Origin of the sequence: Amycolatopsis sp. M39 (assembly GCF_001651785.1) — a bacterium.
GTDB lineage: Bacteria > Actinomycetota > Actinomycetes > Mycobacteriales > Pseudonocardiaceae > Amycolatopsis > Amycolatopsis rubida.
The window spans coordinates 833,401-856,767 of sequence record NZ_LWSF01000004.1; the positions used below are offsets into that span (position 1 = coordinate 833,401).

The 23,367-nt window shown below is 70.8% G+C and carries 21 protein-coding genes, 4 tRNA genes and 2 pseudogenes; 17 read left to right on the forward strand and 10 right to left on the reverse strand.

What is annotated here, in order from left to right:
- Positions 1–117: 117 nt before the first annotated feature.
- From gntA to A4R44_RS47880, 6 genes are read left to right on the forward strand one after another with little or no spacing between them, the layout of a single operon-like run.
- Entirely contained in the window at positions 118–816 is a 699-nt protein-coding gene (gene gntA, locus A4R44_RS14445) for a guanitoxin biosynthesis heme-dependent pre-guanitoxin N-hydroxylase GntA (RefSeq protein ID WP_093575134.1), read from the forward strand.
- Positions 813–1,574 (forward strand): SDR family NAD(P)-dependent oxidoreductase, encoded by a 762-nt coding sequence (locus A4R44_RS14450; protein WP_067580061.1) that lies wholly within the window; start codon positions 813–815, stop codon positions 1,572–1,574. The genes gntA and A4R44_RS14450 overlap by 4 nt, the downstream gene beginning before the upstream one ends.
- Positions 1,571–2,605, forward strand: coding sequence for a hypothetical protein (locus tag A4R44_RS14455; RefSeq protein ID WP_067580063.1), 1,035 nt, complete (start codon positions 1,571–1,573; stop codon positions 2,603–2,605). Before A4R44_RS14450 ends, A4R44_RS14455 begins: the two co-directional genes overlap by 4 nt.
- A 9-nt stretch (positions 2,606–2,614) precedes the next feature.
- Positions 2,615–3,415, forward strand: a complete 801-nt coding sequence (locus tag A4R44_RS14460; protein ID WP_143132496.1) for a GNAT family N-acetyltransferase — start codon at positions 2,615–2,617, stop codon at positions 3,413–3,415.
- Positions 3,412–4,230, forward strand: coding sequence for an MOSC domain-containing protein (locus A4R44_RS14465; protein ID WP_067580067.1), 819 nt, complete (start codon positions 3,412–3,414; stop codon positions 4,228–4,230). The genes A4R44_RS14460 and A4R44_RS14465 overlap by 4 nt, the downstream gene beginning before the upstream one ends.
- A 24-nt stretch (positions 4,231–4,254) precedes the next feature.
- Complete coding sequence (locus tag A4R44_RS47880) at positions 4,255–4,443, forward strand: hypothetical protein (protein WP_157904865.1); 189 nt, start codon at positions 4,255–4,257, stop codon at positions 4,441–4,443.
- Positions 4,444–4,644: 201 nt separating this feature from the next.
- Here the strand turns inward: A4R44_RS47880 and A4R44_RS14470 are convergent.
- Positions 4,645–4,716: transfer RNA gene (locus tag A4R44_RS14470), tRNA-Val, on the reverse strand.
- A 391-nt stretch (positions 4,717–5,107) separates the two neighbouring features.
- On the opposite strand from A4R44_RS14470, the gene A4R44_RS14475 reads away from it, so the two are divergent.
- From A4R44_RS14475 to A4R44_RS14490, 4 genes are all read left to right on the forward strand, one after another.
- Entirely contained in the window at positions 5,108–5,533 is a 426-nt protein-coding gene (locus A4R44_RS14475) for an SsgA family sporulation/cell division regulator (RefSeq protein ID WP_005159130.1), read from the forward strand.
- Between the two features lie 138 nt (positions 5,534–5,671).
- Positions 5,672–5,744, forward strand: a tRNA-Gly gene (locus A4R44_RS14480).
- A 21-nt stretch (positions 5,745–5,765) separates the two neighbouring features.
- Positions 5,766–5,836: transfer RNA gene (locus tag A4R44_RS14485), tRNA-Cys, on the forward strand.
- A gap of 1 nt (position 5,837) precedes the next feature.
- Positions 5,838–5,912, forward strand: a tRNA-Val gene (locus A4R44_RS14490).
- 57 nt (positions 5,913–5,969) lie between these two features.
- Here the strand turns inward: A4R44_RS14490 and A4R44_RS14495 are convergent.
- Positions 5,970–7,091, reverse strand: a complete 1,122-nt coding sequence (locus tag A4R44_RS14495) for a Dyp-type peroxidase (RefSeq protein WP_067580251.1) — start codon at positions 7,089–7,091, stop codon at positions 5,970–5,972.
- A gap of 515 nt (positions 7,092–7,606) precedes the next feature.
- Here A4R44_RS14495 and A4R44_RS14500 point away from each other — a divergent pair.
- Positions 7,607–8,923, forward strand: coding sequence for a nitrous oxide reductase family maturation protein NosD (locus tag A4R44_RS14500; protein WP_067580070.1), 1,317 nt, complete (start codon positions 7,607–7,609; stop codon positions 8,921–8,923).
- Between the two features lie 408 nt (positions 8,924–9,331).
- Here A4R44_RS14500 and A4R44_RS14505 read toward each other — a convergent pair whose 3' ends face one another.
- Complete coding sequence (locus tag A4R44_RS14505) at positions 9,332–10,060, reverse strand: hypothetical protein (RefSeq protein ID WP_232791593.1); 729 nt, start codon at positions 10,058–10,060, stop codon at positions 9,332–9,334.
- A gap of 228 nt (positions 10,061–10,288) precedes the next feature.
- Here A4R44_RS14505 and A4R44_RS14510 point away from each other — a divergent pair, with 228 nt between their 5' ends.
- On the forward strand, positions 10,289–12,709 hold the full coding sequence (locus A4R44_RS14510; RefSeq protein WP_095213343.1) for an SdrD B-like domain-containing protein: 2,421 nt from the start codon (positions 10,289–10,291) through the stop codon (positions 12,707–12,709).
- A 37-nt stretch (positions 12,710–12,746) separates the two neighbouring features.
- On the opposite strand, the gene A4R44_RS50270 is transcribed toward A4R44_RS14510, so the two are convergent.
- Positions 12,747–12,965: a hypothetical protein gene (locus A4R44_RS50270; protein WP_232791594.1), complete on the reverse strand. Its 219-nt coding sequence runs from the start codon at positions 12,963–12,965 to the stop codon at positions 12,747–12,749.
- 1,029 nt (positions 12,966–13,994) lie between these two features.
- On the opposite strand from A4R44_RS50270, the gene A4R44_RS14520 reads away from it, so the two are divergent.
- A complete protein-coding gene (locus tag A4R44_RS14520; RefSeq protein ID WP_067580072.1) occupies positions 13,995–14,522 on the forward strand; it encodes a helix-turn-helix domain-containing protein in 528 nt (175 codons plus the stop codon).
- A gap of 48 nt (positions 14,523–14,570) precedes the next feature.
- Here A4R44_RS14520 and fgd read toward each other — a convergent pair whose 3' ends face one another.
- From fgd to A4R44_RS52330, 3 genes and pseudogenes are all read right to left on the reverse strand, one after another.
- Positions 14,571–15,575 carry a glucose-6-phosphate dehydrogenase (coenzyme-F420) gene (gene fgd, locus A4R44_RS14525; protein WP_067580074.1) on the reverse strand — a complete coding sequence of 335 codons (1,005 nt, stop codon included), beginning with the start codon at positions 15,573–15,575 and terminating at the stop codon, positions 14,571–14,573.
- A 122-nt stretch (positions 15,576–15,697) separates the two neighbouring features.
- Positions 15,698–16,141: pseudogene (locus A4R44_RS14530) on the reverse strand (glycoside hydrolase family 76 protein); the annotation flags it as partial.
- 88 nt (positions 16,142–16,229) lie between these two features.
- Positions 16,230–16,763 (reverse strand): annotated as a pseudogene (locus A4R44_RS52330) (hypothetical protein); the annotation flags it as partial.
- On the opposite strand from A4R44_RS52330, the gene A4R44_RS50280 reads away from it, so the two are divergent.
- The gene (locus tag A4R44_RS50280) at positions 16,693–17,184 is read left to right on the forward strand and encodes a hypothetical protein (protein WP_232791595.1); all 492 of its coding nucleotides are present in this window, start codon (positions 16,693–16,695) and stop codon (positions 17,182–17,184) included. The pseudogene A4R44_RS52330 and the gene A4R44_RS50280 sit on opposite strands and share 71 nt — an antisense overlap.
- A 45-nt stretch (positions 17,185–17,229) precedes the next feature.
- On the opposite strand, the gene A4R44_RS14545 is transcribed toward A4R44_RS50280, so the two are convergent.
- Complete coding sequence (locus tag A4R44_RS14545) at positions 17,230–17,604, reverse strand: YciI family protein (protein WP_093575131.1); 375 nt, start codon at positions 17,602–17,604, stop codon at positions 17,230–17,232.
- Between the two features lie 79 nt (positions 17,605–17,683).
- Positions 17,684–18,232, reverse strand: coding sequence for a hypothetical protein (locus A4R44_RS14550; RefSeq protein ID WP_157904866.1), 549 nt, complete (start codon positions 18,230–18,232; stop codon positions 17,684–17,686).
- 1,047 nt (positions 18,233–19,279) lie between these two features.
- Between A4R44_RS14550 and A4R44_RS14555 the strand changes: the two genes are divergently transcribed.
- Entirely contained in the window at positions 19,280–20,074 is a 795-nt protein-coding gene (locus A4R44_RS14555) for a siderophore-interacting protein (RefSeq protein WP_067580085.1), read from the forward strand.
- A gap of 4 nt (positions 20,075–20,078) precedes the next feature.
- Here A4R44_RS14555 and A4R44_RS14560 read toward each other — a convergent pair whose 3' ends face one another.
- Complete coding sequence (locus A4R44_RS14560) at positions 20,079–20,603, reverse strand: methylated-DNA--[protein]-cysteine S-methyltransferase (protein ID WP_369805894.1); 525 nt, start codon at positions 20,601–20,603, stop codon at positions 20,079–20,081.
- Between the two features lie 43 nt (positions 20,604–20,646).
- Here A4R44_RS14560 and A4R44_RS14565 point away from each other — a divergent pair, with 43 nt between their 5' ends.
- Together A4R44_RS14565 and A4R44_RS14570 are read left to right on the forward strand one after the other, a co-directional pair.
- Positions 20,647–21,264, forward strand: coding sequence for an RraA family protein (locus tag A4R44_RS14565; RefSeq protein ID WP_067580087.1), 618 nt, complete (start codon positions 20,647–20,649; stop codon positions 21,262–21,264).
- A gap of 842 nt (positions 21,265–22,106) precedes the next feature.
- Positions 22,107–23,339: an IS110 family transposase gene (locus A4R44_RS14570; protein ID WP_095213324.1), complete on the forward strand. Its 1,233-nt coding sequence runs from the start codon at positions 22,107–22,109 to the stop codon at positions 23,337–23,339.
- Positions 23,340–23,367 lie beyond the last annotated feature (28 nt).

A 23,367-nucleotide genomic window follows, 5' to 3' on the forward strand; every position in this document is an offset into this window, starting at 1 on the left:
GGATGACCGTTCCGCCTCCGATACCCAGCATCCGAAGTCCTGCCAGCGCGAGCACGGGAAATCCGTCGGCCAGTGCCCTGCGCGACCGCATCAGACGGACCGGGGAGTGACAACACCATGACAACCGGGGGAAGCAATCCCGAGGAGATCGGCGCGGCGCTCGGAGTGAAACTCCTTGGCGACACGTTCTCCTGCGTGGCGGCGAAAACGGCGTGGCTGCGCGAAAGCGTGGTGCACCGCCATTTCGGGCCGATGGGCACGCCGGAGACAACCGGCGAACTGTCCGGGGCGGTCACTGATTTCGCGCTGCGCCGCGACGACATCCACGAGTTGCTCGCGACGTTCATCGCCACCTTCGAAGGACCTTTCGGCCTCGACGAGACCGGATTCGAAACGCTGGTGTGGCACCAGCTGCAAGGGCTGCACGACCGGGACGCCGGCCGTTTCGCCTGGGCGGATTTCGCCGATCCCGACCCGGCGTCCGACCGCTTCGCGTTCAGCATCGCCGAACAAGCCTTCTTCGTCGTCGGATTGCACGCGAATTCGTCGCGCATCACCCGTCAGTTCAGCCATCCCACGCTCGTCTTCAACTCGCACGTGCAGTTCGAGCGGCTGCGCGAGCGCGGGATCTACGGACGCATCCGGAACGAGGTGCGGACGCGGGAAATGGCGCTCCAGGGATCGATCAACCCCAATCTCTCGGACTTCGGCGAGCGGTCCGAAGCCGGGCAGTACTCCGGCCGCGCGATCTCGGCGGACTGGACCTGCCCCTTCCGGCCGCGCACCGGCGGCCCCGAACGAAAGGACGCGCGATGACCGACGGCTGGATCGTGATCACGGGAGCCTCGGCCGGCATCGGCCGGGCCGTCGCCGAGCGGTTCCTGAAAAAGGGCCGCCGGGTGGCGCTGCTCGCCCGCCGGACCGACCGCTTCGCCGGCCTGGCCGGCGATTTCGGCTCCGACCGGGTGCGCGCGCTGGCCGTGGACGTACGCGACCGGCCCGCGGTCGAACAGGCCTTCGCCGCGCTGGACGGGATCGACGTGCTGGTCAACAACGCCGGGCTGTCCCTCGGCCTCGGACCGCTCGACGACGGGGATCCCGACGCCTGGCAGACGATGCTCGACACGAACATCGCGGGTCTGCTCGCCTGCACGCGCGCCGCGCTGCCCGGCATGCGCGAAGCCGGGGCGGGACACGTGGTCAACATCGGGTCGCTGGCCGCCGAGTACGCGTTCTACGGCGGCAACGTCTACGCGGCTTCCAAGGCCTTCGTCCACCACCTGTCGGCGAACCTCCGGGCGGACGTCCAGGGCTCGGGCATCCGGGTCACCTGCGTCGCGCCGGGGATGGTGCGCTCGGAGTTCGCCCTCGTGCGCTTCGGGGGCGACCAGGCCAAGGCGGACGCCCTGTACGAGGGCATCAGCCCGCTGACCCCCGACGACGTCGCGGACACCGTCCTCTGGGCGTGCGAGACGCCGGCGCACGTGAACGTGAACTACGTCGAACTGATGTCGGTCGATCAGCCCTTCGGGCTGGCCCTCAGCCGTGCCGCACAAGAGAGGAACACGCAATGAGCGCAGTCCGTTCGTTCAACGACTTCGACAAGCTTGAGGAGATCGTCGTCGGCAGCGCCGAGGGATTCAGCTTCCCGCCGATCGACAATTCCCTGAAGCACTTCTTCGAACCGCCGCTCGGCGCCGAATCCGAGGCGGTCTCCGCCGGCACCCTGGCCAGGGTCGTCGAGGAAACCGAGGAGGACTTGCAGGTGCTGGCCGGCACCCTGGAGGACCTGGGAGTGCGCGTGCGCCGGCCGGAGCGGGCCGACCACAGCAGGCCGATCGGCGTCCTGGAATGGAAGAGCACCGCCAATCACGCCCTGATGCCGCGGGACTGCCTGCTGGTCGTCGGCGACACCGTGATCGAGGCGCCGATGGCGATGCGGGCCAGGTACGCCGAGACCTTCCCCTACCGCAAGCTGCTGCGCGAGTACTTCGACGGCGGGGCGCGCTGGCTCGCCGCGCCCAGGCCGCAGCTGCTCGACGAGACCTACCAGTACGACGAGGCGGGCACCCCGGTGCTCGCCGAACTGGAGCCGCTGTTCGACGCGGCCAACATCATCCGGTGCGGCAGCGACCTGTTCTTCAACGTGAGCAACACCGGCAACCGCCTCGGCGCGGCCTGGCTGGCCCGGGCGCTGGGGCCCGGCTACCGCGTGCACGAGATCGCGATCAGCTCCGACCACGTCGGCACGACGCTGCACGTGCTCAAGCCCGGCGTGCTGCTGGCGAACGCCGGGCGGCTGGACTCCGACCGGATCCCGGAACCGTTGCGCGGCTGGAAAACCCTGTGGTTCGACGACCCGCAGGACGACGGTTTCGGCTTCGGGTGGCCGCGCGCCTCCACCTGGATCGGCATGAACATCCTGTCCGTCGACCAGGACACGGTCATCGTGCCGCAGGCGCAAAAGGGGCTCGCGAAGCTGCTGGAGTCCGCGGGCTTCACCGCGATTCCGGTGCCCTACCGCCACGGCCGCACCTTCGGCGGCGGATTCCACTGCTGCAGCGCCGACGTGCGCCGTGCGGGCGAACTCACGTCCTACCTCTGAGGGGACACCGTGTCAGACGAGAGGAAACGAGCGCGGTTCGAGGTCATCGTGAGCCAGGGCGGGGACGAGATCATCGACGCCGCGTTCCGCAACGCCGAGCGCGGCGACGCCTTCGCGATGTACGAGCTGTCGAAACCGTTCGTGGCCACCGGCGGCCTGATCGCGCGCGACCTGGAGCTGTTCGACACCGACGCCGAGGAGTTCTACGTCGTCGAGATCGACCGGAAAGTGGTGGCGTGCGCCGGGATCCGCCGCTTCGCCGGGCGGGCCGAGATCTTCAACGTCGTGGTCGACGGACGCTGGCAGAGCCTCGGCATCGGCGGCTTCCTGCTGGCCAGCATGCTGATCGTGCTGGAGTCGGAAGGCTTCCCCACCGCGGTCGTGTTCACCAAGACGACCAAAGGCTGGTTCGCCCGGCACGGATTCGTGCAGATGGACCCCGCGCCGCTGCCCGCCGAGCGGCTGGCGATGCTGGACCCCGAGCGGAAGTCGATTCCCATGGTGCGCCCGACCGTGCGGGCCTTGGACAGCATCGACGCGCTGCCGCTCATCACCGAGCTGCGGGTGCGGTTCGAGCTCTCCGGCCTGGAGGCGGTCTGGGACGACGGGTGCGATTCGCTGCTGGCCTTCGCCGAGAAGAACGACATCGACACCGCGTCGCTGTGCCGGGGCGGGGTGTGCGGCACCTGCAGCAGCGTGCTGAAGCGCGGCACCGTGAGCTATCACGTGCGACCGGAGGTGGACCCCGGCGAGGGCAGCGTCCTGCTCTGCATCTCGCGGCCCGCCGCGAACCTGGTGCTGGACCTGTGAACGCGCCGGCGGTAGCGGAGTTGTGGCGTTATCCGGTGAAGTCGATGGGCGGGGAGCAGGTCCCCGAACTCGTGCTCGGCCACGGGGTGGCGGGCGACCGCGCGTTCGCCGTCGTCGCCGTCGCCACCGGCCGGGTGCTGACCGCCAAACGCGTTCCGCAGCTGCTCGACGCCACGGCGCGCTGGCTCGGCGGGGAGGCGGAGATCGCGTTGCCGGGCGGGCCGGCCGTCCGCACCGACGACCCGGACGCGGAGGCGGTCCTCAGCCGCTGGCTGGGCCAGCCGGTGCGGCTGGAACGCCCCGTCGGCCGCGCGGTCGCGGTCGAGGAGTACCAGGGCGATCCGGACGGGTCCGCCGAGCTGGCCACCTTCGACCTGCCGGCCTGGGGCTTCGTCGACGATTCCCCGGTGCACCTGCTGAGCCGGGACTCGCTGCGGGCGGCGAAGAGCTGGCACCCCGGCGGCGACTGGGACCTGCGCCGGTTCCGGCCGAACATCGTGCTCGCGCCGGGCCCCGCCGCTGACCCCGCCGCTGACCCCGCCGCCGTCCCGGCCGCCCGGTCCGGCGAGGGCGCGGTGGGCGACGAGCTGCGGATCGGCCACGCCGTCCTCGAAGTGACCGGCCTCTGCCAACGGTGCGTCATGGTGTCGCAGCCGCAGCGCGGCCTTCCCAAGGACCGCGAGGTGCTGCGCTCGATCATCCGCGAGACCGGAGCCATGTTCGGGACGTATGCCGCGGTGCTCCGTCCCGGCCAGGTGCGCTGCGGCGATCCGGTGACCGTGCCGGTCGCGGTGCAGGCCGACGGCGCGGGCTGACCGGGAGGGAGGCCGGACGACCCGGTGCGCCGCCTGGTCGCGCGGGCCGGGACGGCGCGGATTCCGGTGCCCCGGCCGGAATTTCGCGGCGCGCTGGTCCTTGAGCTGCCCACGGACGGGCCAGGAGCCGGCCGGGTCGACGCCGGGGCCGAGGGCATCCTCGTCGTGTCGCTGATGCCTCGGCCCCGGCGTCGACCTCGCGTGCGCCGTTAACCCGGGCACGGAATTCGCTTTCGCGAAGAAGCTCGTCCGTTGCCCGATCCGGCCGGGCCCGGAGGCCCGGAGTCGATCGGAGTCGATCGGGGGCCGCTTGCCGGCTCGTTCGCGCACCGCCGTCGCCTCCGGCCGCGTACTCCCCCGCTACGAGAAACGGCCTGCCGCGAAGTTCGCCGGCAGGCCGTCGCAGTGGTGCTGTGGGCGATACTGGGATCGAACCAGTGACCTCTTCGGTGTGAACGAAGCGCTCTCCCGCTGAGCTAATCGCCCGCTCGCGGTGCGGAACCAGCCTACCCCACGACTTTCGGGGGCCTGCAAACGGGTGGTTTGATCCGACTACAGCGCGTCTGCCAGCGAATACCGTCCGAACAACCCCGAGCTAACCAAGGCCCTGCCCGGACGGGGGCGCGTGCGGCCCTCCGCGACATCCGTGCGACGGTGCTATCGCACAGCGGCCGAACCGCGCAAGATGTACTGGCGGCTCCCCACCGGGCGCCCGCTGAAGGCTGCGCGGCACGGACGGCGACGGACCGGACGGACCTCGGGGCAGACGGTCTCGAACGGGTGATCTCAAGCGCACTCGCGACGGATCCGGGCCCCTGGTGCGTCTCACCGTTGTCCTCGGTCGTCCGGGCCGGGAAGGGAGACGAAGGGTAGGACGATGCGCAACGATCACGTGACGCTCCGCTCGACGGCGGTCTTCGACCTGCTGGCGCCGCGGACCCCGGCGGTTCCGGTGAAGGTGGAGCTGCGCTACGACACCCGCGACCCCTACGCCGTCGTCGCCGCCTTCCGCACCGGGCGGGCGGGCTGGGTCGAATGGGTCTACGCGCGCGACCTGCTCGCCGACGGCCTCCTCGCCGACGCGGGCGACGGGGACGTCCGCATCCGGCCTTCGGTGGAGGACCCGGAGTCGGTCCTGATCGAGCTGAACTCGCCGTCCGGGCACGCCATGTTCGAGGCCTCCGCGCAGGAGCTGGCCGATTTCCTGGACCGCACGTACGACGTCGTGCTGCCGGGCAACGAGCACCTGTGGGTCGACGTCGACGACGCGCTCACCCACCTGATCCCGAATGATCTGGCCTGATCACCGGCCCGCGAGCGGGCCAACAACCCCCCGGTGCCGCGCCGGTCGCCGGGGTCGGATATGGTTTCTTCACACCACGGCGACGGGGTGCGAGCCGGAATCGCGAGAGTGCCGGTGCCGCCGCGAAGCCACGGTAGTGCGGACGTAGCGCAGCTGGTAGCGCATCACCTTGCCAAGGTGAGGGTCGCGGGTTCGAATCCCGTCGTCCGCTCGGAGGGCTCAAGCCCCATGCGGTGGAGTGGCCGAGAGGCGAGGCAACGGCCTGCAAAGCCGTGTACACGGGTTCGAATCCCGTCTCCACCTCGCGCGATTAGCTCAGCGGGAGAGCGCTTCCCTGACACGGAAGAGGTCACTGGTTCAATCCCAGTATCGCGCACCAGCGTTGCCGGAAGCCCTGCTTCTCTTCGGAGAGGCAGGGCTTTTCCGCGTCCCGCGCTCATGACGGAAACAAGGTCGAGCCCAGCGGCCGCTGCTCGTCGAAGCCGGGAAGGACCAGGAAGGTCCCGCTCGCGGTGGTGGTCGTGAACGGCAGCAGCGCGTCCGCGGTCTCCATGCTCGCCAGCGTGGCGGTGAACGTGTGCAGATCGTTCTGGAAGCTCACGAAGAGCAGGCCGGGAGCCGGGGCGTCCATGCTGTAACTGCGGCGCAGCATGAGTCCCGCGCCCACGACGTTCGCGTGAGCCCGCCGGACATGGGCGCCGGCCGGGACGAGGTAGCGGCCGTCCGGGGTTTTCGCGCCCAGCTCCGGCCCGTCGCCGATGACCCCGCCCGACAGCGGAACCCCGGTGTCCCTTCGGCGGCCGAAGACAGCCTCCTGCTCGGCTACCGGCAACGCGGCGAACCGCGCCACGTCCAGAACCATCCGCCGGACGACCGCGATCGTGCCGCCCGCCACCGGAGCCGGACCGGCAAGCCACAGATCGCGCTGCTGCTCGACCGGAGCCCGCGGGCCGACGATCCCGTCGACAAACCCCAAAACGTTCCGTGGCGCGGTCTGCCCGTCCGAGACCGCGATATGCGGTCCGCGCGCGCCGGACTGCCGCCAGCGTTCGCGCACGCCCCGCGTCGCCAGGAGGGCGGCCGCGACGATCGGCGGGAGCAGCGGGTCGCCGGCGCAGATCTGAAGCAGCAGATCCCCGCCGCGGCAAGCCGGAGCGATCGCCTCGCGGGCGGCCGGAGGGAGGTCTTTCGCGCCGGGCAGGTGCGGATCCGCGGTCTGGACCAGCCTCGGCCCGACGCCGGCCGTCACGGTCAGGTCGCCCGCGGGCAAGCCCAGCAGACGCGCGTCCTTCTCCGCGGTCACGGCCAGAATGCGACGGCCCAATCCGGCGAGAAGCGGGCCTGGCGCAACGGAAACATCCGCGACGACGACCAATAGATGCGATTGCGGTTGCTGCGGCGTCATGATCCCGGCTTGATGCACACCGGTGGACAGGATCGGGCCGGGCCGGTTTTCGGCGTCGGGCGCGGGAGCCGCGTGGCAACCGGCGGCGAGTCCGGCGGTCACGGCCGCCCCGAGAACAGCGCGACGGGAAGGGCGGCGCTCAGCGGAATTCACGACGGGCAGCGTGACAGATTCCGGCACCGCAGGCGAATTCGGCTCGGCGAAACGAGTGTTCGATCGGCGGTGCTGCGCGAAGCCGCTCCGGCGATTTCGCCTGGAGACCGACTGTCCACAAAGAACGGCCCCGCTGGCGAGGGCAGCATCGACGAAACGCTGGTCCCCTCAGCGCAGCCGATGCTCCGCATCGCAGGCCTCGCCACAGCGACCCCCCGGGCGCGACTGAGCCGTACGTGAGGGGAACCACGCACCTCCATGGCGCCGGGCACGCGGGCACGCTGCCGCCCCATCGCCGCCCCAGCGCCCGGTGAACTCGCCTCTGGCAGGCGGCACCCCCCGTGCGTCCGGCCGCGCAGCACCCAGCCGAGCGCGCGACCGCCGACCCGGCCGGACAATCACTCCACCACGGTTGTTTCCCCCGGCAGAGGCGCGGTGCTTGGGCGGTTACCTCGCCTTCGTCACGGTGTCCTGGCCCCGCGAACGGAATCCGGCGCTCATGCCAGACTTGGCGCATGCGTTTTCCCGCCATGGCGGCGATCCTCGGACTGTCCGCCGCACTGGTCAGCGGTTGTGGTTCTTCCTCCGCCGAGGGGCACCGTCCGGACGGAACGGACGTGACCATCCGCGTTCCCGTCGACGCGCCGACCATTTCCGCCGCTGTTTCCCTGGCGCAGGCGGGAGATCTCGTGCTCGTCGCTCCGGGCGAGTACCACGAAACGGTGAAGATCACGACGCCGCGGGTCACGCTGCGCGGCGAAGTGCGGGAGAAAGTGGTCGTCGACGGGCAGGTGCAGCGGGACAACGGCGTCGTCGTGTCCGCGCCGGGTGTCGCCGTCGAGAACCTGACTGTCCGGAATCACACGCAGAACGGCGTGCTCGTGACCGGTTCGGTCAAAGCCGCCGACGGGCTGCCGGGGCACGGCGGCGGCTACGACACCGGCGACGAGCCGATCCGCTTCCTCAGTTCGTTCCTGGTCTCGCATGTCACCGCCACCCGCAACGGTCTCTACGGAATCTATGCGTTCTCCGCACAGAACGGAGTGATCGAGCAGTCGTACACGTCCGGCGGCGCTGATTCCGGAATCTATGTCGGCCAATGCAAACCGTGCCGGACGGTCGTGCGGGGCAACGTCGCGGAGCTCAACGCGGTCGGGTTCGAGGGCACGAACGCCAGCGGCGAGATGTACGTCGTCGGGAACCGGTTCAGCGGCAACCGGGTCGGGGCCACCGCCAACTCCGATCACCAGGAGAAGCTGCTGCCGCAGCGGGATTCCGTGCTCGCGGGCAATCTCGTCGCGGCCAACGCGCAGGCGGCCACGCCGGAGCAGGCCGACGGCGGCTGGGGCATCGGGATCGGCATCGACGGCGGCAGCGGCAACCAGGTGCTGCGCAACCGGATCGCCGGGAACGCGAACGCCGGGCTCGTCCTCACCGCGACCCAGGACGTGCCGCCGACGGGCAACCGGATCGTCGGCGACGTCTTCGCGGCGAACGGCATCGACGTCGGCTGGACGTTCCCCGGCGCGACCAAGGGCAGCGGAAACTGCCTTGATTCCGGGATGCCGCACACGATTCCGGAGGGACTGCCGACTACTGCCGCTTGTCCCGCGGCCGCCGCCTCGCCCTCGGGAATGTGGACGAGGGCGAGACCGCCCGCGGGAATTCCGTTTACCGAGGTCGCGGAGCCGCCGTCGCAGCCGCAGTTTCCGGACGCGCGGACGGCCGGGCCTACGGTCGTCCCGGCCGGGCCGGAGTTCCCGGACATCGCGAAGATCCAGGCTCCGGCGGCGTCGCTGCTGGCAGACCGCGCGTCCGTGGCCGCTGCTTAAGGACAGCGAAACTCGCCAGCGGCAGCGCGGCTTCCGGGCGAGCCCAGGCTCGAACCGCGTGAGGCTTCCCAGTTGCTGTTGTGCGAGACCTCGCCACCGCGATGCGCGGCACGCGTGACTTTCTCCGCACCCGCGCTCATCGACCGGGAAGGATTTCGCCACCGCGCCCGCAGGGATTTCGCCACCGCCGAAGGCCCGACGCGCGATGCCGAGGTCCTGCGGCCCGTCTCGTCAGCCGACGCTCTCCGCCACCGANAGAGAGTGTTTCGAAACCCGCGTGGTCAGTCGCTGAATCCGTGTGTTACACGGCAGCTTGCACACAACCGCCCGATAAACGCCACGCCGCCCCGGTATCACAGCTAACGCTCGGCCACGCCGCCGGGTTTCGAAACACCCTCTAAGGAAACATCACCGAGCAGACGGCACCGCAGTGAATTCGTGGGTGTCGAAAGAAACAACGACCGGATTCGTTTCACCCGGGATCGCGGCCCGCACCCGGTACATGACGCCGTCCGCGTCGAGCCAGTACCGGACTTGTCCCGCGCTGCCGGGACGGTCCCGCGAATCCGGGCCGGTGAAGACGTCGACCGGATGCCCGTTCACCTGATCGGCCGCTACCCATTCGGCACCGTTCTGCGGCAGCAATTGCGCGTTGTCCGGCCGGTCGCTGCCGAGTCCGAGAAGAATGGCCAATGCGCGGTCGAGCGCGCCCGCGGCCGGATCGAGCGGGCGGCCGAACCAGCCCTCCGCGGGCGGTTTCCCCGGCGGGGAATCCGGGACGGCCGACAGCGGCCGGAGTTCGATCCGGCTGGCGGTCCACCGGAGCAGGCCATTGCCGGAGCTGGTGCGCCCCTGGCCTTTCAGTACCCCGTAACCGGCCTCGGCGCGGTAATCGACCGCACCGGTGAGCACGAGTTCGCCCGCCGCGCCGGGGACGCTGACCGTCACCGCACGAGCCTGTTTCCGGTAATTGCGGAATCGCGCGATCGCGAGCCGGCTCGCCTCGTCCGCGGTGACCGCGCGCGGGCCGGAATCCGCGGCGCCCGCGGCGGCATACCAGAATATTCCTGCGCCGAGCGCGACTGCCACTGCCGCGGCGAGGACCATCCACCGGCGCACGATCCGTTTCCCAAGCACAGCGAGTGACTGTAGCAGGATTTTCGATTCACCCGGTCCGTTTGTCCCGGCACCGTACCCGGACAGACCGTTTTCTGCTTCACTGTTACAGCTTTGCGGCACGCCGCGCGAATATTCCGCGCAGAGAACGGAGATCCCGCAGTCATGACCCGAGGCGGCAGAAGAACGAGCGGCAGATTCAGGCTGGCCCGCACGGCCGCCGCCGCCTTAGTGCTGGGCGGCAGTGCGATGACGGTGACCTCCGGCTCCGCCGCTGCCGCCGGGGACGGCACATTGACCGTCCAGGTGCTCCGCGATTTCTTCGGCACCGGCATCGTCAACGCCGCCATGGACACCCCGCAGCCGGGGATGTCCGTGCTGGTCACCGACCCGGCCGGACATCAGGTGCGCGGCCGCACCGACGCGGCAGGCAAGGTCGTGGCGGACCCGGCCGCCCCGCTCGCCGGCGGCCGGTACCGCGTCGACGTGTCCGTTCCGGAGCCGTATCGCGCGTATCTGCGGGCCGCGCCCGCGTCGACGGAGAAAAACCACTTCGACAGTTTCACGACGTTCGTGGATCTGCGGGAGGGCAAAGACGTTTCGGTCATCACCGGCGTCTGGAACCCGGCCGACCACACCCCGCCCGACGCCCGCTATTACGTTCCGGTGCAAAACCCGGCGGTGAACAGCGACGGCAGCGCGCCCGATCCGAACAGCCGCGCGCTGGTCGCTTTCGACCGCGGCCTGCGCGGCACCTGCCCGGCCGACTCCGCCTGCCCGGCCGTGCTGAACACCCAGGCCCAAGTCGGCACCACGTGGGGACTGGCGTACGACAAATACCGCGACCGCGTTTTCCAGGCGGCGTTCGCGAAACGCTTCACCGCCTACGGCCCCGAAGGCGGCGGCGCGATTTACACCACGCCGCTCGGCGGCGGCGCGCCCAAGCTGTTCGCGAACGTGCCGGACGCCGAGGTCACCGCGCACGGCGCGGTGGACATGCGCAAGGACGAGCATTTCGTGGACGTCCCCGGGAAGGAAAGCCTCGGCGGGATCGCGCTCGCCGAGGACGGCAAAACGCTGTACGCGGTGAGCCTCGCGACCCGGAACCTGCTCAGTTTCGACGCGACCGGAGCCACCGCGAAGCCGGGCAGGACCGTCCCCGTCCCGGATCCCGGTTGTGCCGTGCCCGGCGACTGGCGGCCGTTCGCGGTCGCCGCGCACGACGCGAAACTGTATGTCGGCGGCGTCTGCTCGGCGGAAAGCACGAAGCGGCGCGAGGATCTGAAGGCCGTGGTCTACACCTACGACGGCGCGAAATTCACCCCTGTGCTCACGCACGGCCTCGACTACCGGCGCGGCTACGTCATCACAGTCCCGGACCCGGACGACAGCATGGACCACTGGAACCCCTGGGACACCTCGTTCTCCTCGTGGGACAAGTTCATCAGGAAGGGCCCCGGGATCAACCCGCAGCCGGAACTGGCGAGCCTGGCCTTCACCCGCGACGGCTCGATGGTCCTCGGCTTCCGCGACCGGTTCATGGACGTCTTCGGCTCCGGCATCGACCCGCGGCCGGGGCACGACGGAGTCGCGACCGGCATGTCCGGCGGCGACATCACCATGGCCTGCGCGGCGCCCGGCGGCGGGTACGACTGGGAAGGCACCGGCTCCTGCCCCAACCACGGCAGGCCCGAGACGAACGGCCACGAATCGCCCGGCGTCGTCGAGTACTTCCCCGGCGACTTCTACGATCCGAGCCGATCCGGCACCGGCGTGCACCAGGAGGCCGCACAGGGTTCGGTCGCCTACCTCCCGCAGCAGCAATGGGTGATCAGCACCGAACTCGACCCGGCACAGCACGTCAGCTCCGACGGCGTCGGCTACTACGACGTCGGCACCGGCATCGGGCCGGGACAGGACAATCCGAAGCACGGGTACGCGTTCGTCGGCCCGGCGAACAGCTTCGGCAAGGCGGGCGGGCTCGGCGACATCGCCTACCAGGCGGCGAACGCGCCGATCCAGATCGGCAACCTCGTGTGGTTCGACGGCGACCACAACGGCGTCCAGGACCCGAACCGCACGGACGAGGTCCCGCTCGCGAAGGCGACGGTCACGCTGCTCGACGCCGGCGGCAAGAAGGTCGCCAGCACCGAGACCGGCAAGGCGGGCGAGTATTACTTCGGCGGCGTCGGCGCGGAGTACCAGCTGAAGCCGGGCGAGAAGTACACCGTGCAATTCGACGTCTGCACCGCGGCGACGGACACCGTGCCGGGCACGCCGCCGGCCACCGACCTGCGGTTCACGCTCCCGACCGCCGGACCGGACCGGGCACACGATTCGAACGTCGTGCCGCCGAAATCCGGGCGGCTCTGCAACGGCTACGCGCCGGTGACCGCTCCCGCCGAGGCGGGCGGGGTCGACCACACCATCGACGCCGGGGTCCACCTTCCGTTGCCGCCTGGCCCGCCCCCGTCGTCCGCGCCTCCGGTGCCGAACCCGAACCCGGCTCCCCCGGTGGCCTCTCCGCCCGCGGGCGCGACGGACACGGATTCGCTGGCCTCGACCGGGATTCCGCTCCTGCCGATGCTGCTGATCCTCGGCGGGGCGCTTCTCGCCGGAGGCACGGGCTTCCTGGTGGCGGCCCGCCGAAGGCGGTTCAGGCGGCAATGACAGCGATCGAGGTCCGCACGCCTGGAGCGGACCTCGGTCACTGCCGCGCCAGCCAGTCCGCGAGATCGGCCACCACCGTCGCGTCGACGTGCTGCGGTTCCCGGTAACTGTCCGGAGTGGAGGGACCGGTGCCGGGAAAGAACAGGTGGTCGTCCGCCGGATAGCTCCAGACCGCGGCATCCGGCAGCCCGGCCCGCCACCGGGCGAGATCGTCCTCGACGGTGACCTGATAGTCCCGGCCGCCCTGCAGCACCAACGTCCGCGCCTCCAGCGCCGCCTCGGTCGTACTCGCGCAACTCCAGCCAGTACGACCCGGGATAGCCGAACAGCAATCCCTCCCCCGGTGCCGACGGCGACACCGCCGGATCCGCGACCGCACCGGCCTGGCGGGCGATCGGCTCGGCGAGCGCCTCGATCCCGGCGTCCAAGGCAGCGAGACGCCGGACCACCCGGACCGCGGCGCGGTGCGTCGGCTCGGCGTCGGCCGCCAGCAGAACCAGCCCCGCGACCGAGGGCTCGGCAGCCGCCACGAGCGGCGCGGCCCTCCCGCCCATGCTGTGCCCGGCCACGAACACCCGCGAAGCATCGACGCTGCCCTGGGCCCGCAGAAGACGAACGGCCGCGACGGCATGCGGCACGTACTCCGCCGACATCGTGAAGCCAGGCGCGGCCGCCAGCTCGGGACGGGCGTAGGTCACCTTGCCGAAGCGCAGCGCCGCGACGCCGCGAGAAGCCAGGTCCCGCGCGAGATCCTTGAGCGGCTTGTTCGGCCCGGCCGTCTCGTCGCGGTCGAAGATTCCGCCTCCGCTGAGCAGGACCACGCCCGGCCACGGCCCCTCCCCTCGCGGCACGGTCAGCGTCCCCCGTGCCGAATGGGGTTCCGCGGAAAGAACGACATCCTGCTCAACGAACGCCGATTCGTCCGCATAGGACGGTTCGGTCCATCCCACAGCGGACGCGAACCGAAGCCCCGCGACGGTTCCCGTCGAGTCGACCGACAGCATCACGAGGAATCCGCCCCGCGCGCAGACGACCGGCACCTGAACCCGCGTCAGCCCCGGGCCCGCCGGCTCGGCGGCCGGTTCGCCGAGCGCAGTCACCGGACCGTGCTCGCCGACCTGCGCATTCCACGCCGTTTCCAGCACCACGCCGGGCACCGCCGCCCGCGACTCCGGCGAGAACCGCGTCTCCACCTCGCGAAACCGGCCGTCCCTCACCTGCCCGGCGACAGCTCGCATTGTTCTCAATATATGCGAATGGTAGCACTGTATGAGACTATTCAGGAGTGGACGTGTTGACTCTGCTGGGACATCCGGTGCGGCTGCGGATCGTGCACGCGCTGCGCGGCGACCGGATGCTCACCACCGCGCAACTGGGCGCGCTGCTCCCGGACGTTTCGAAGGCGACGGTCTACCGGCACGTCGACCTCCTCGCCGGCGGCGGCGTCCTCGAAGTGGCCGGCGAACAGCGCGTGCGCGGCGCGGTCGAACGGACCTACCGGCTGCGCAAGGAACGCGCGTCGATCGATCAGACCGCGATCGCCCGGCTGACTCCGGACGACCACCGGCGCGGATTCGCCGCCGCGACCGCCGCACTGGTCGCCGAGTTCGACGCCTACCTGAGCCGGGACGAGGCGGATCCGGTCGAGGATCTCGTCGGCTACCGGCAGCACGCCGTCTGGCTGGACCGCGACGAACTGCTCGCGATGATCGACGGCATGCGCCAAGCCATCGCGCCCGCGCTCGCCAACGCTCCCGCTCCAGGACGCACGCGATACCTGCTCAGCCCGATCCTTTTCCCCAGCGAAGACTGAAAACCCCCGCCCGGCCGAAGCCGGACGGGGGTTCCCCGAGCATCGCGGTCAGGACAGCGCGCGCAGCCGCGGCAGCACGTCCTCGGCGAACTGGCCGAGGTAACGCTCCTGGTCGTGGCCGGGGCCGTGGAAGACCAGATGGTTCAGGCCCGCGTCGAGATACGGCTTGATCTGCGCGAGCGCCTCGTCCGGGTCCGACGCCACGATCCACCGCTTCGCGACCTGCTCGATCGGCAGCTCGTCGGCCAGCCGCTCCATCTCCTCCGCCGAGGACACCGTGTGCTTCTGCTCCGCGCTCAACGACAGCGGCGCCCAGAACCGCGTGTTCGCCAGCGCCTTCTCCGGATCCCGGTCGTACGACATCTTGATCTCGATCATCCGGTCCACCTTCGACGCGTCCCGCTCCCCCGCGGCCGCGCCCTCGGCCATCGCCGGCATCAGCTTCTCGGTGTAGAGCTCCATGCCCTTGCCCGACGTGCAGATCATCCCGTCGCCCGCCCGGCCCGCGTACTTCGCCACGACCGGGCCGCCCGCCGCGATGTACACCGGCACCGGACGCTCCGGCCGATCGTAGATCTTCGCGTTGACCAGCTGGTAGTAGTCGCCCTCGAAGTCGACGTTGTCCTTGCTCCACAGCTCGCGCATCAGCCGCACCGACTCGCGCAGCCGCGCGAACCGCTCCTTGAACTCCGGCCACTCCCGGCCCGACACCGCGATCTCGTTCAACGCCTCGCCGGTGCCCGCGCCCAGGATCACCCGGTCACCCGACAGCAGCGCCATCGTCGCGAACGCCTGCGCGATCACCGCCGGGTTGTACCGGAACGTCGGCGTCAAGACGCTGGTCCCGATCAGCACCCGGCTGGTCCGCTCCGCCACCGCGGGCATCCACGCCAGCGCCCACGGCGCGTGCCCGCCCTCGTGCCGCCACGGCAGGAAATGGTCCGACACCCACACCGAGTCCAGCCCCAGCTCCTCGGCCCGCACCGCGAACTCCACCAGCTCGCGAGGCCCGAACTGTTCCGCCGACGCCTTGTACCCGACCTTCAGCTCCACGATCGCCCTTCCCCGTCCGCATGAACCACGCAGGATTCCGTGGCACCGTCAACCGTACCCGGACAGGCCTCGCGGAGACGGGCGTGCTGCCGGTCACCAACCGGGCTAGTGCGTGGCGTTCATCAGGGCGAGCCCGCGGCCTGGCAGCCCGCGCCCTTGTTCGCGCTGGAGGACCATGAGCGCGAGTACTGGTCGAAGTCGTTGCGGGAGCGGGCGTACGCGGAATCCGCTTGCCTGGTCCGGAAATCCCGGTAGGGCGCGTCGGGTGTCGCGGCGTCCAGTTCGGACAGACCGCGGACGAGTCCGGCCTTGAAGTACGACCCGTCGTCGGTGCAGCTGCCGCCCTCGCCCGGGTCGTGGACGATGCCGTCGGAGCCGGTGAAGAACGAACCGGTGCGTGTCGTCGAGTCGGCCACCGAACGGGCCGTGCTGATCAGGTTCTGGTCGCCGGTCACCTTGGCCAGCGCAGTGATGCCGGAGACGAACACGCCCTGGTTGCAGGTGTAGCGCTGGCCGACCGCGGCGCAGCTGGTGCCGTCGATGCCGTCCGCCACCAGGCCCTCGGACCCGACGAGTCCCTTGCCGCGGAACCGACTCCCAGCCCTGCCGCGCCCGGGTCCGGCAGGTCGCGTCGCCGGTGCGGTCCGCGAGGGCGGCGTTGACCTGGATGTACCGGCTGTTGGAGATGGCCGCCTGGTACGTCAGGCCTTCTTTCCACCGGATGCCGCCGCAGTCGCCGGTCCAGAAGGTCTGCATGTGGTCGGCGCCGGCCTTCGCGGTGGCGAGGTAGCGCTGCTGGCCGTGCGGTCGCAGGCGTCGAGCCACGCCATCGCCCACCAGCCGGTGTCGTCGGAGAACTCGTCGCGGAACTGGCCGCGGCCGACGTTGACGTTCTTGTCGTACGTCGCGGCCATCGCGTAGTCGTAGCTGGCCATCCGGCTGACCGAGGCGTTGCGGATCACCGCGGCCAGCGAAACCGCGGTGCCCCAGCCGCCGCCGTCGCGGAAGTAGCCGGTGCCGTTGTCGTAGAGCGCCATCATCGCGGTTCGCCGCCGCTTGCGCGCGGTTCGCCGCGTTCCAGCGGGTACGTGCCCAAGGCGTGCAAGCGATCCGGCCGGTGTCGACCGCGCTGCCGCACGCGCGCAGGGCGCCGACGCCGCGGTTGTTCCAGTCGTCGTTGTTGTCCATCCGGGTGCGCCAGCCACCGACCCCGGACGGCGCGGTGGTGAGCCCGAGCCGCGCGCCGCCGTCCCAGGTCGCGCCGCCCTCGAAGGACCGGTCGAGCCACACCTGGTCGCCGGGGCGCGAGTGGTCGACGACCGCCCAGCCCATCGGGTCGCCGTCGGCGAAGTGGAGCTGGAGGATCCGGTCGTCGAGCGCTGTCGTGACCGCGATCCGGTCGCTGGACGCCTGGTCGGCGGCTCGGTCGTCGCAGTATTTGTCGCACACCACGATGTTCGCCGCCGGCTGGGGCGCTTTCGCTTGGACCGGCAGCAGCGCCGACATCGTTGTCAAGGTCGCCGTGAGCATGACCCGCACCGCTGCCTCCCCGGACCCCCGTTCCCCGGAACGAAGATCCGCCCGAGACGCGGTGCGGGTCAACCAATGACAAGGACCTGGCTCGCGAATGCGGCCGGATGCCCGGCGCGCTGGGCTAGTTCGCGGTCAGGTCCGGGAGGTCGTCGAACTCCACGACCTGCCGGACCTCGACCTCGATCTCGTCGAACAGGTCCGCGTACTGGCTCGCGTACTCGACCGCCTGCGCCCGGTCCGCGGCGTTGACCAGGGCGAACCCGCCGATGACCTCCTTGGCCTCGGTGAACGGCCCGTCCGTCGCGGCCGGCGTCGCGCCGCGGGGTTTGCGGACGATCGCGCCCTTGTCCGACGGGTGCACGCCCTCGGCGGTGATCAGGATGCCGCGTTCGGTCCAGTCCTGGATGAACGCGCCCATTTTCTCCATGAACTCGGGGCTGGGGTTCCAGGCCTCGGGGGCGCTTTCGTCGAGCCGGTGCATCATCAGGAAACGCATTGACCGCTCCTCGGGTCGGGGCTGGTTTCGTCCAGCCGGCACATCCTCGTCGAACGGCCTGGCGCGGGATCGACATCGGTCAGCAACGATGCGTCGGCGACTTTCGCGGCCGGGCCGCCCACGCCGCGACGCCCGCGGCGAGAGTCGCGGAGGTCACCGCCACGCCCGTGATCGGGCTGTTCATCAGCACAAGGCCGGTGAGGAACGCGGTCCCGGCGAGGAGAAGCAACGCCATCCGGAGCGTGGACGCCCAGGCGACGACGAAATCCGCGGCGCGCGACAGCCAGGGATCGCGAGTGTCGGGCTTGCGGTGCCGTCCGGGCTTGCGCCGAGCCAGAACGCGGTGCGCGGAGGCGACCATCTCGTCCCGGGTCGCTACCCGGCGGGGCGGGCGGGAGCAGAGATCCCAGTCGACGACGACGCGGACTCGGGCGGGATGTTCGGGATCGGGGCGGAGCGGCCCGGCCGGCCGCACCGGGATGTTCGCGACCGCGCCAGGATTCGCCCCGTCGCCCGCCGCCACACCACCTCGCCGGGCAGGATGCTCGCGATCGGGGCGGACCGGCCCGGCCGGCCGCACCGGGATGTTCGCGGCCGCGCCAGGATTCGCCCCGTCGCCCGCCGCCACACCACCTCGCCGGNGGGATGTTCGCGCCCGCGCCAGGATTCGCCCCGTCGCCCGCCGCCACACCACCTCGCCGGGCGGGCTCGGCTGAACTGCTCGCAGGCAGGTGGGCGTTCGCCGAGCCGCTGGCCGCCGCGTCGCCGGACTGGGCGGGCTCAGCCGAACTGCCTGCAACCAGCTCGGGTTTCGCCGCGTTGCCTGGCTCGGCCGCATCGCCCGCGGCTGCGCTGGCCTTCGCCGCGTTGCTGGCATCCTCGGCCGCCGCGTCGGCAGGCCGCGCCAGCCTCTCCTGCGGGTCGCGGGGCAGCTCCGTTTCCCCAGCGGGCTCCGGCTGAGGCTCCAGGACCAGCACCGCGCTTTCCTCCGGCGCGGGCGGCTCGCCGGTCCGGCGCGGCTGCCCGGTTCGGCGCGGCTGGTCGGCGAGGCAGGGAACCACCGTCATGAGGTCGTCATCCCTTTCCCTTCCGGCCGGCGGACCGGTTCCGACGGCTGTCCGGGTCCCGCCTGTCGTGCGGCGCGGGCCCCGGATGCGCTCATCCTGGCGAAGACGGTGCGTCACCAGCCAGCTCTACTGGCAGTGTCGCGGTGAACGGTCCCTCAGCGTCGCCTAACGGTTCGAGTGACGGTTTTCGCTACTCTTCGCGGTCACCGATTCGACCCCAGACGGGCACTCCGGCCGTGACTTGTCCAGACCTCTTGACGCGTCCGCGAACTGCGGCGAACCGGCTCTGACACGGGAAGATGCACGTTCATTCGCACAGTCGCCACACGGAGAAACCTCGGCCCGGCACCCGGGGCCGACGCGCAGTACTCCACAGAGTGTCACGTCGAGCCGGATTATTGAGCGGTCAACTGTCACCCACATGAGTGACACAGAGAGTGATCGCCCAAGGAATGCGGCGCTCGGCAAGGCCCGCCCGAACGGACGCGCCCGCCTAGGCAAGGCGTACGCACAGCTGCGACCAGGGCGGTTTCGGCCCTTGCCGTCCCAGCGCAGCACCGGCTACCCTTAATAAGGTAAGCCTTACCTAAATGACATCGGGATCCATCATGCCGACCCTCCCCCAGCGCCGCACGCCCGACAGCAGGCGGCTGCTCCGGGCGTCCGTGCTGCGCGCCGAGCGGACGTCCACGCATTTCGTGACCCTCACCGCCGGCGGGGAGGATCTCGTGGACTTCACGCCGCTCGGGTTCGACCAGTGGTGCCGGTTGTTCTTCCCGCGCGAGGGTCAGCGCGGGCTGCGTCTCCCCACCGCTTCGAGCACCCGCTGGCTCGCGCAGCACATGCTCATGAGCGCCGCGTCCCGGCCATGGGTGCGGAACTACACGATCCGGGCGACGCGGCCCGGCGAGGTCGACATCGAGTTCGCGGTGCACGGCGACGGCGGTCCGGCCTCGAAGTTCGCCGAGAACGCGCGGCCGGGCGACGAGGTCGGGATCCTCGACGAGGGGATCGCTTACCTGCCGCCAGCGGGCGTCACGCAGCTTCTTCTCGCCGACGAGAGCGCGATCCCGGCGGCGCTGGCGATCCTGGAGTCCTCGCCTGGTCTGCGGGCCACCGTCTTGCTGGAAGTCGGGGCGCGCGACGACATCCAGGCGGTCGACGTGCCGCTCGGCACCCAGGTCCAGTGGCTGGTCCGCGAGGACGACCGGCTGCCCGGGCGGCTCGCGCTCGACGTCCTCGGCCAGCTCGATCTTTCCGATCCGCCGGGCTACACCTGGGTCGCCGGAGAAAGCGGGCTGGCCACCGGCGCGCGGCGGTTCCTCACGCGGGAGCGCGGGGTGCCGAAGCAGGCGATCGCGTTCCAGGGGTATTGGAAGCACGGTCGCGCCTCGCTCGGGTGATCCGTCAGAAAAGGCGTCCGGCGTCGTCGGCGGGCGGTTCTTCCAGCTGCAGCAGGAATCGTTTCCGGTCGACGCCGCCCGCGTATCCGGTGAGGCCGCCGCTGCTGCCGACCACCCGGTGGCACGGCACGACGATGCTCAGCGGGTTCCAGCCGTTCGCGTTGCCGACCGCCTGGGCCGCGCCGGGTTCGCCCAGTTCGAGGGCCAGGTCGCGGTAGGTGCGCGTCTCGCCGTAGGGGATGCGGGTCAGCAGCTGCCACACGCGGCGTTCGAACTCGGAGCCGCGCAGGTCCACTTCGAGCTCGAAGGTCCGGCGCTGGCCGGTGAAGTACTCGTCGAGCTGCTCAGCCGCGTCGGCGAAACCGTCGTCGGCGCGCGGGCCGAAGTCCGGGAAACGCGGGGTCCGGCTGTGCCCGTCGAAGTAGACGGCGACCAGCGCGCTGCCGTCGGCGACCAGGGTGAGGTCGCCGACCGGCGACTGGGCGACGGTGTGCCGGAAAGCCATCTTCTCCTCCGTGATCGGTGCCACGGAACGGTATCCGGCCGGGCCGCGCGTGAGAGCATCGCCGTCCATGGACGACGGTTTCGCCGACATCCCGACCACGACGCTGGCCGACCTGCTCGGCCGCGGCCAGGTGCTCGACTACGGCGTGCGGCCCCTGTGGGGTCCCGTGCCGCGGATCGCCGGGCCCGCGTACCCGGTGCGCTGCCCGCCGGGTGACAACCTCATGCTGCACGCGGCCATCCATCGCGCGCCCGCCGGAGCGGTGATCGTCGCGGAATCCGGCGACGTCGACTACGCACTGGCCGGCGGCAACGTCTGCGCGACCGCTCAGCGCCGGGGCGTCGCGGGCTTCGTCCTGGACGGCGTGATCCGCGACCTCTCGGAGGTCCGTGAGGCGCGTTTTCCGGTTTTCGCGCGGGGCGTGCTCCCGATTCCCGGGACGAAAGCCGCGGTGACGCCGCTCGGCGAGCCCGCTCGGTGCGGCGGGGTGACGGTGCACGCCGGGGACATCGTCGTCGCGGACGAGGAAGGTGTGGTCGTGGTGCCGGGGGCGGACGCTCCGCGGGTGCTGGTGGACGCGCGGGCGAAACTGGCGAAGGAGGAGGCGCAGACGCTCGACGAGTGGGCGGAGGCGCACCGGGCGAAGGTGGACGCGGCACTGGCGGCCGGCGGGTTTCGCGGCTGAGCCGGGAGTTCCGGGTGCTTCGCTGAGGTTCGCGCGGAACGGCCGGCGGTCAGCTGAGCGGGCGGCTCGGCTCCGGGATTCAGCCGAGACGCGGCCAGCGGCCTTCGCGGCCGGAGCCTCGCGCATCGAAAACAGCGGCGGCGCGTGCGGGCCAGGCCGCCGGAGAACTCAGCTGCGAAGGGCTTCGGACTTGCCCGGATCGTCGGGACCCGGTCCGCCGCTGCGCAGGTCGGTGCAGGACTCTTTGCGGGAGTCAGATTCCCGCAAAGAGTCCTGCACCGACCGTCGCGGGGACCGAGAGCCACGCGAGCGGGCGGGGACGGGCCGCCGCCAGCTCGGGGCCGGGTTCCGACTCGGGCGGGAGGGGCTCGGGGTCAGGAAGCGGACGGTCCGGTCCCGGCGTCACCGGGTCGGGCTCCACCGGGCCCGGCGGAACGGGCTCAGGCGGGGCGGGCGGCGCGGTCGAGCGGGGGCGAAGCATCGTGGGCTCCTAATCGGTAGTAGGGGTGTTTCTTCCGGCTCGTGACGCGGGTCGGTTGGTGCTGGTCCGCCGGCGGCGATGCCTGGTTGTCTCCAGTCGCTCGACGACCTGAGAAAGAACGGCGCGTCTGCCGGTGGACTGGTGATCGTGGTGGTGGGATGTCGTTGCTCGAGTCCTCCGCAGGAGGTGACCTCTCGATGTGTTCCCGAGCCGTGAGCTCTTCGGCAGAACGAGGTTCCTGCGGTGTGCTGGAGTCGCGAACGGCTACTGAGATGACGGACCGCCGAGTCCCGCGATTAGGGCGCTGCGTGACCCCGCCTGGACCCGTGACCAGCAGAAATAACGAAGGAGACGTGACAGCTTGACGCTGTTCTGCGGCATCGACTGGGCAGAATCCCACCACGATGTCGCCATCATCGACGACACCGCGACCGTGGTCGCGAAAGCCCGCATCGGCGACGACGCGGCCGGGTTCGCCCGTCTGCTCGACCTGCTCGCCCAGGCCGGCGACACCGCCGAGAACCCGATCCCCGTGGGCATCGAAACCGACCGCGGGCTGCTGGTGGCCGCGTTGCGCGCGACCGGCCGCGCAATCTATGCGATCAACCCGCTCTCGGCGTCGCGTTACCGGGCCCGGCACCAGGTTTCGGGCGCGAAGTCCGACGCCGCGGACGCGGTGATGCTGGCCAACATCGTGCGCACCGACGCCGGCGCGCACCGCCCGTTGCCCGCCGACACCGACCTCGCCCAGGCCGTCCGGGTGCTCGCGCGAGCGCAGCAGGACGCGGTCTGGGGCCGCCAGCAGCTGGGCAACCAACTGCGGTCGCTGCTCAAAGAGTTCTATCCGGCCGCGCTCGACGCGTTCGCCGGGTTGCCCGAGGGCGGTTTGGCGCGGCGTGATGCGCGCACAGTGCTCGCCGCGGCGCCCACGCCCGCGCTCGCGGCGAGGCTGACCCGCGCTCGCCTGCGGACACTGCTGGCCAAGGCCGGACGCCGCCGCAACGTCGACCACGACGTCGACCGTCTCCACGGGATCTTCCGATCGCAGCGGTTGCGGCAGCCGCCGATCGTGGAGAACGCGATGGGCATCCAGTTTTCGGCTCTGCTGAGCCAATTCGAGGCAGCATGCGCGGCCTCCGACGACCTGGCGGAGGCGACGCGAACCCATTTTGAGCGGCACCCGGACGCCGAGATCATCACCAGTTTCCCCGGCCTGGGGCCGCTGGCCGGCGCCCGGGTGCTCGCCGAGATCGGGGACGACCGCGCCCGCTTCGCCGACCCTCGCGGGCTCAAGGCCTACGCCGGCTCCGCTCCGATCACCCGCGCCAGCGGCCGGAAAACCGTAGTCTCGCACCGGCACATCAAAAACCGGCGCCTCGCCGCGGTCGGCCCGATCTGGGCGCTCAGCTCCCTGCGCGCATCGCCCGGCGCACGACGCCACTTCGACACCCGCCGCGCCGTCGGAGACTGGAACCACCAAGCCCAACGTCACCTCTTCAACAAATTCCTCGGACAGCTCCACCACTGCCTCCGCACCCGCCGTCTCTACGACGAACATCAGGCCTTTCCACCTCCACTCACGATCGCGGCTTGACTTCTAAGAACCTGAGATGTCTTTCTCT

Excerpts from the sequence above, each read along its gene's own strand:
- A4R44_RS14545 (WP_093575131.1), bottom strand. The coding sequence starts at position 17,604 with ATGCGTTTCCTGATGATGCACCGGCTCGACGAAAGCGCCCCCGAGGCC.
- A4R44_RS14510 (WP_095213343.1), top strand. The coding sequence starts at position 10,289 with ATGACGGTGACCTCCGGCTCCGCCGCTGCCGCCGGGGACGGCACATTG.
- gntA (WP_093575134.1), top strand. The coding sequence starts at position 118 with ATGACAACCGGGGGAAGCAATCCCGAGGAGATCGGCGCGGCGCTCGGA.
- A4R44_RS14450 (WP_067580061.1), top strand. The coding sequence starts at position 813 with ATGACCGACGGCTGGATCGTGATCACGGGAGCCTCGGCCGGCATCGGC.
- A4R44_RS14555 (WP_067580085.1), top strand. The coding sequence starts at position 19,280 with ATGCCGACCCTCCCCCAGCGCCGCACGCCCGACAGCAGGCGGCTGCTC.
- A4R44_RS14500 (WP_067580070.1), top strand. The coding sequence starts at position 7,607 with ATGCGTTTTCCCGCCATGGCGGCGATCCTCGGACTGTCCGCCGCACTG.
- A4R44_RS14565 (WP_067580087.1), top strand. The coding sequence starts at position 20,647 with ATGGACGACGGTTTCGCCGACATCCCGACCACGACGCTGGCCGACCTG.
- A4R44_RS14475 (WP_005159130.1), top strand. The coding sequence starts at position 5,108 with ATGCGCAACGATCACGTGACGCTCCGCTCGACGGCGGTCTTCGACCTG.
- A4R44_RS14455 (WP_067580063.1), top strand. The coding sequence starts at position 1,571 with ATGAGCGCAGTCCGTTCGTTCAACGACTTCGACAAGCTTGAGGAGATC.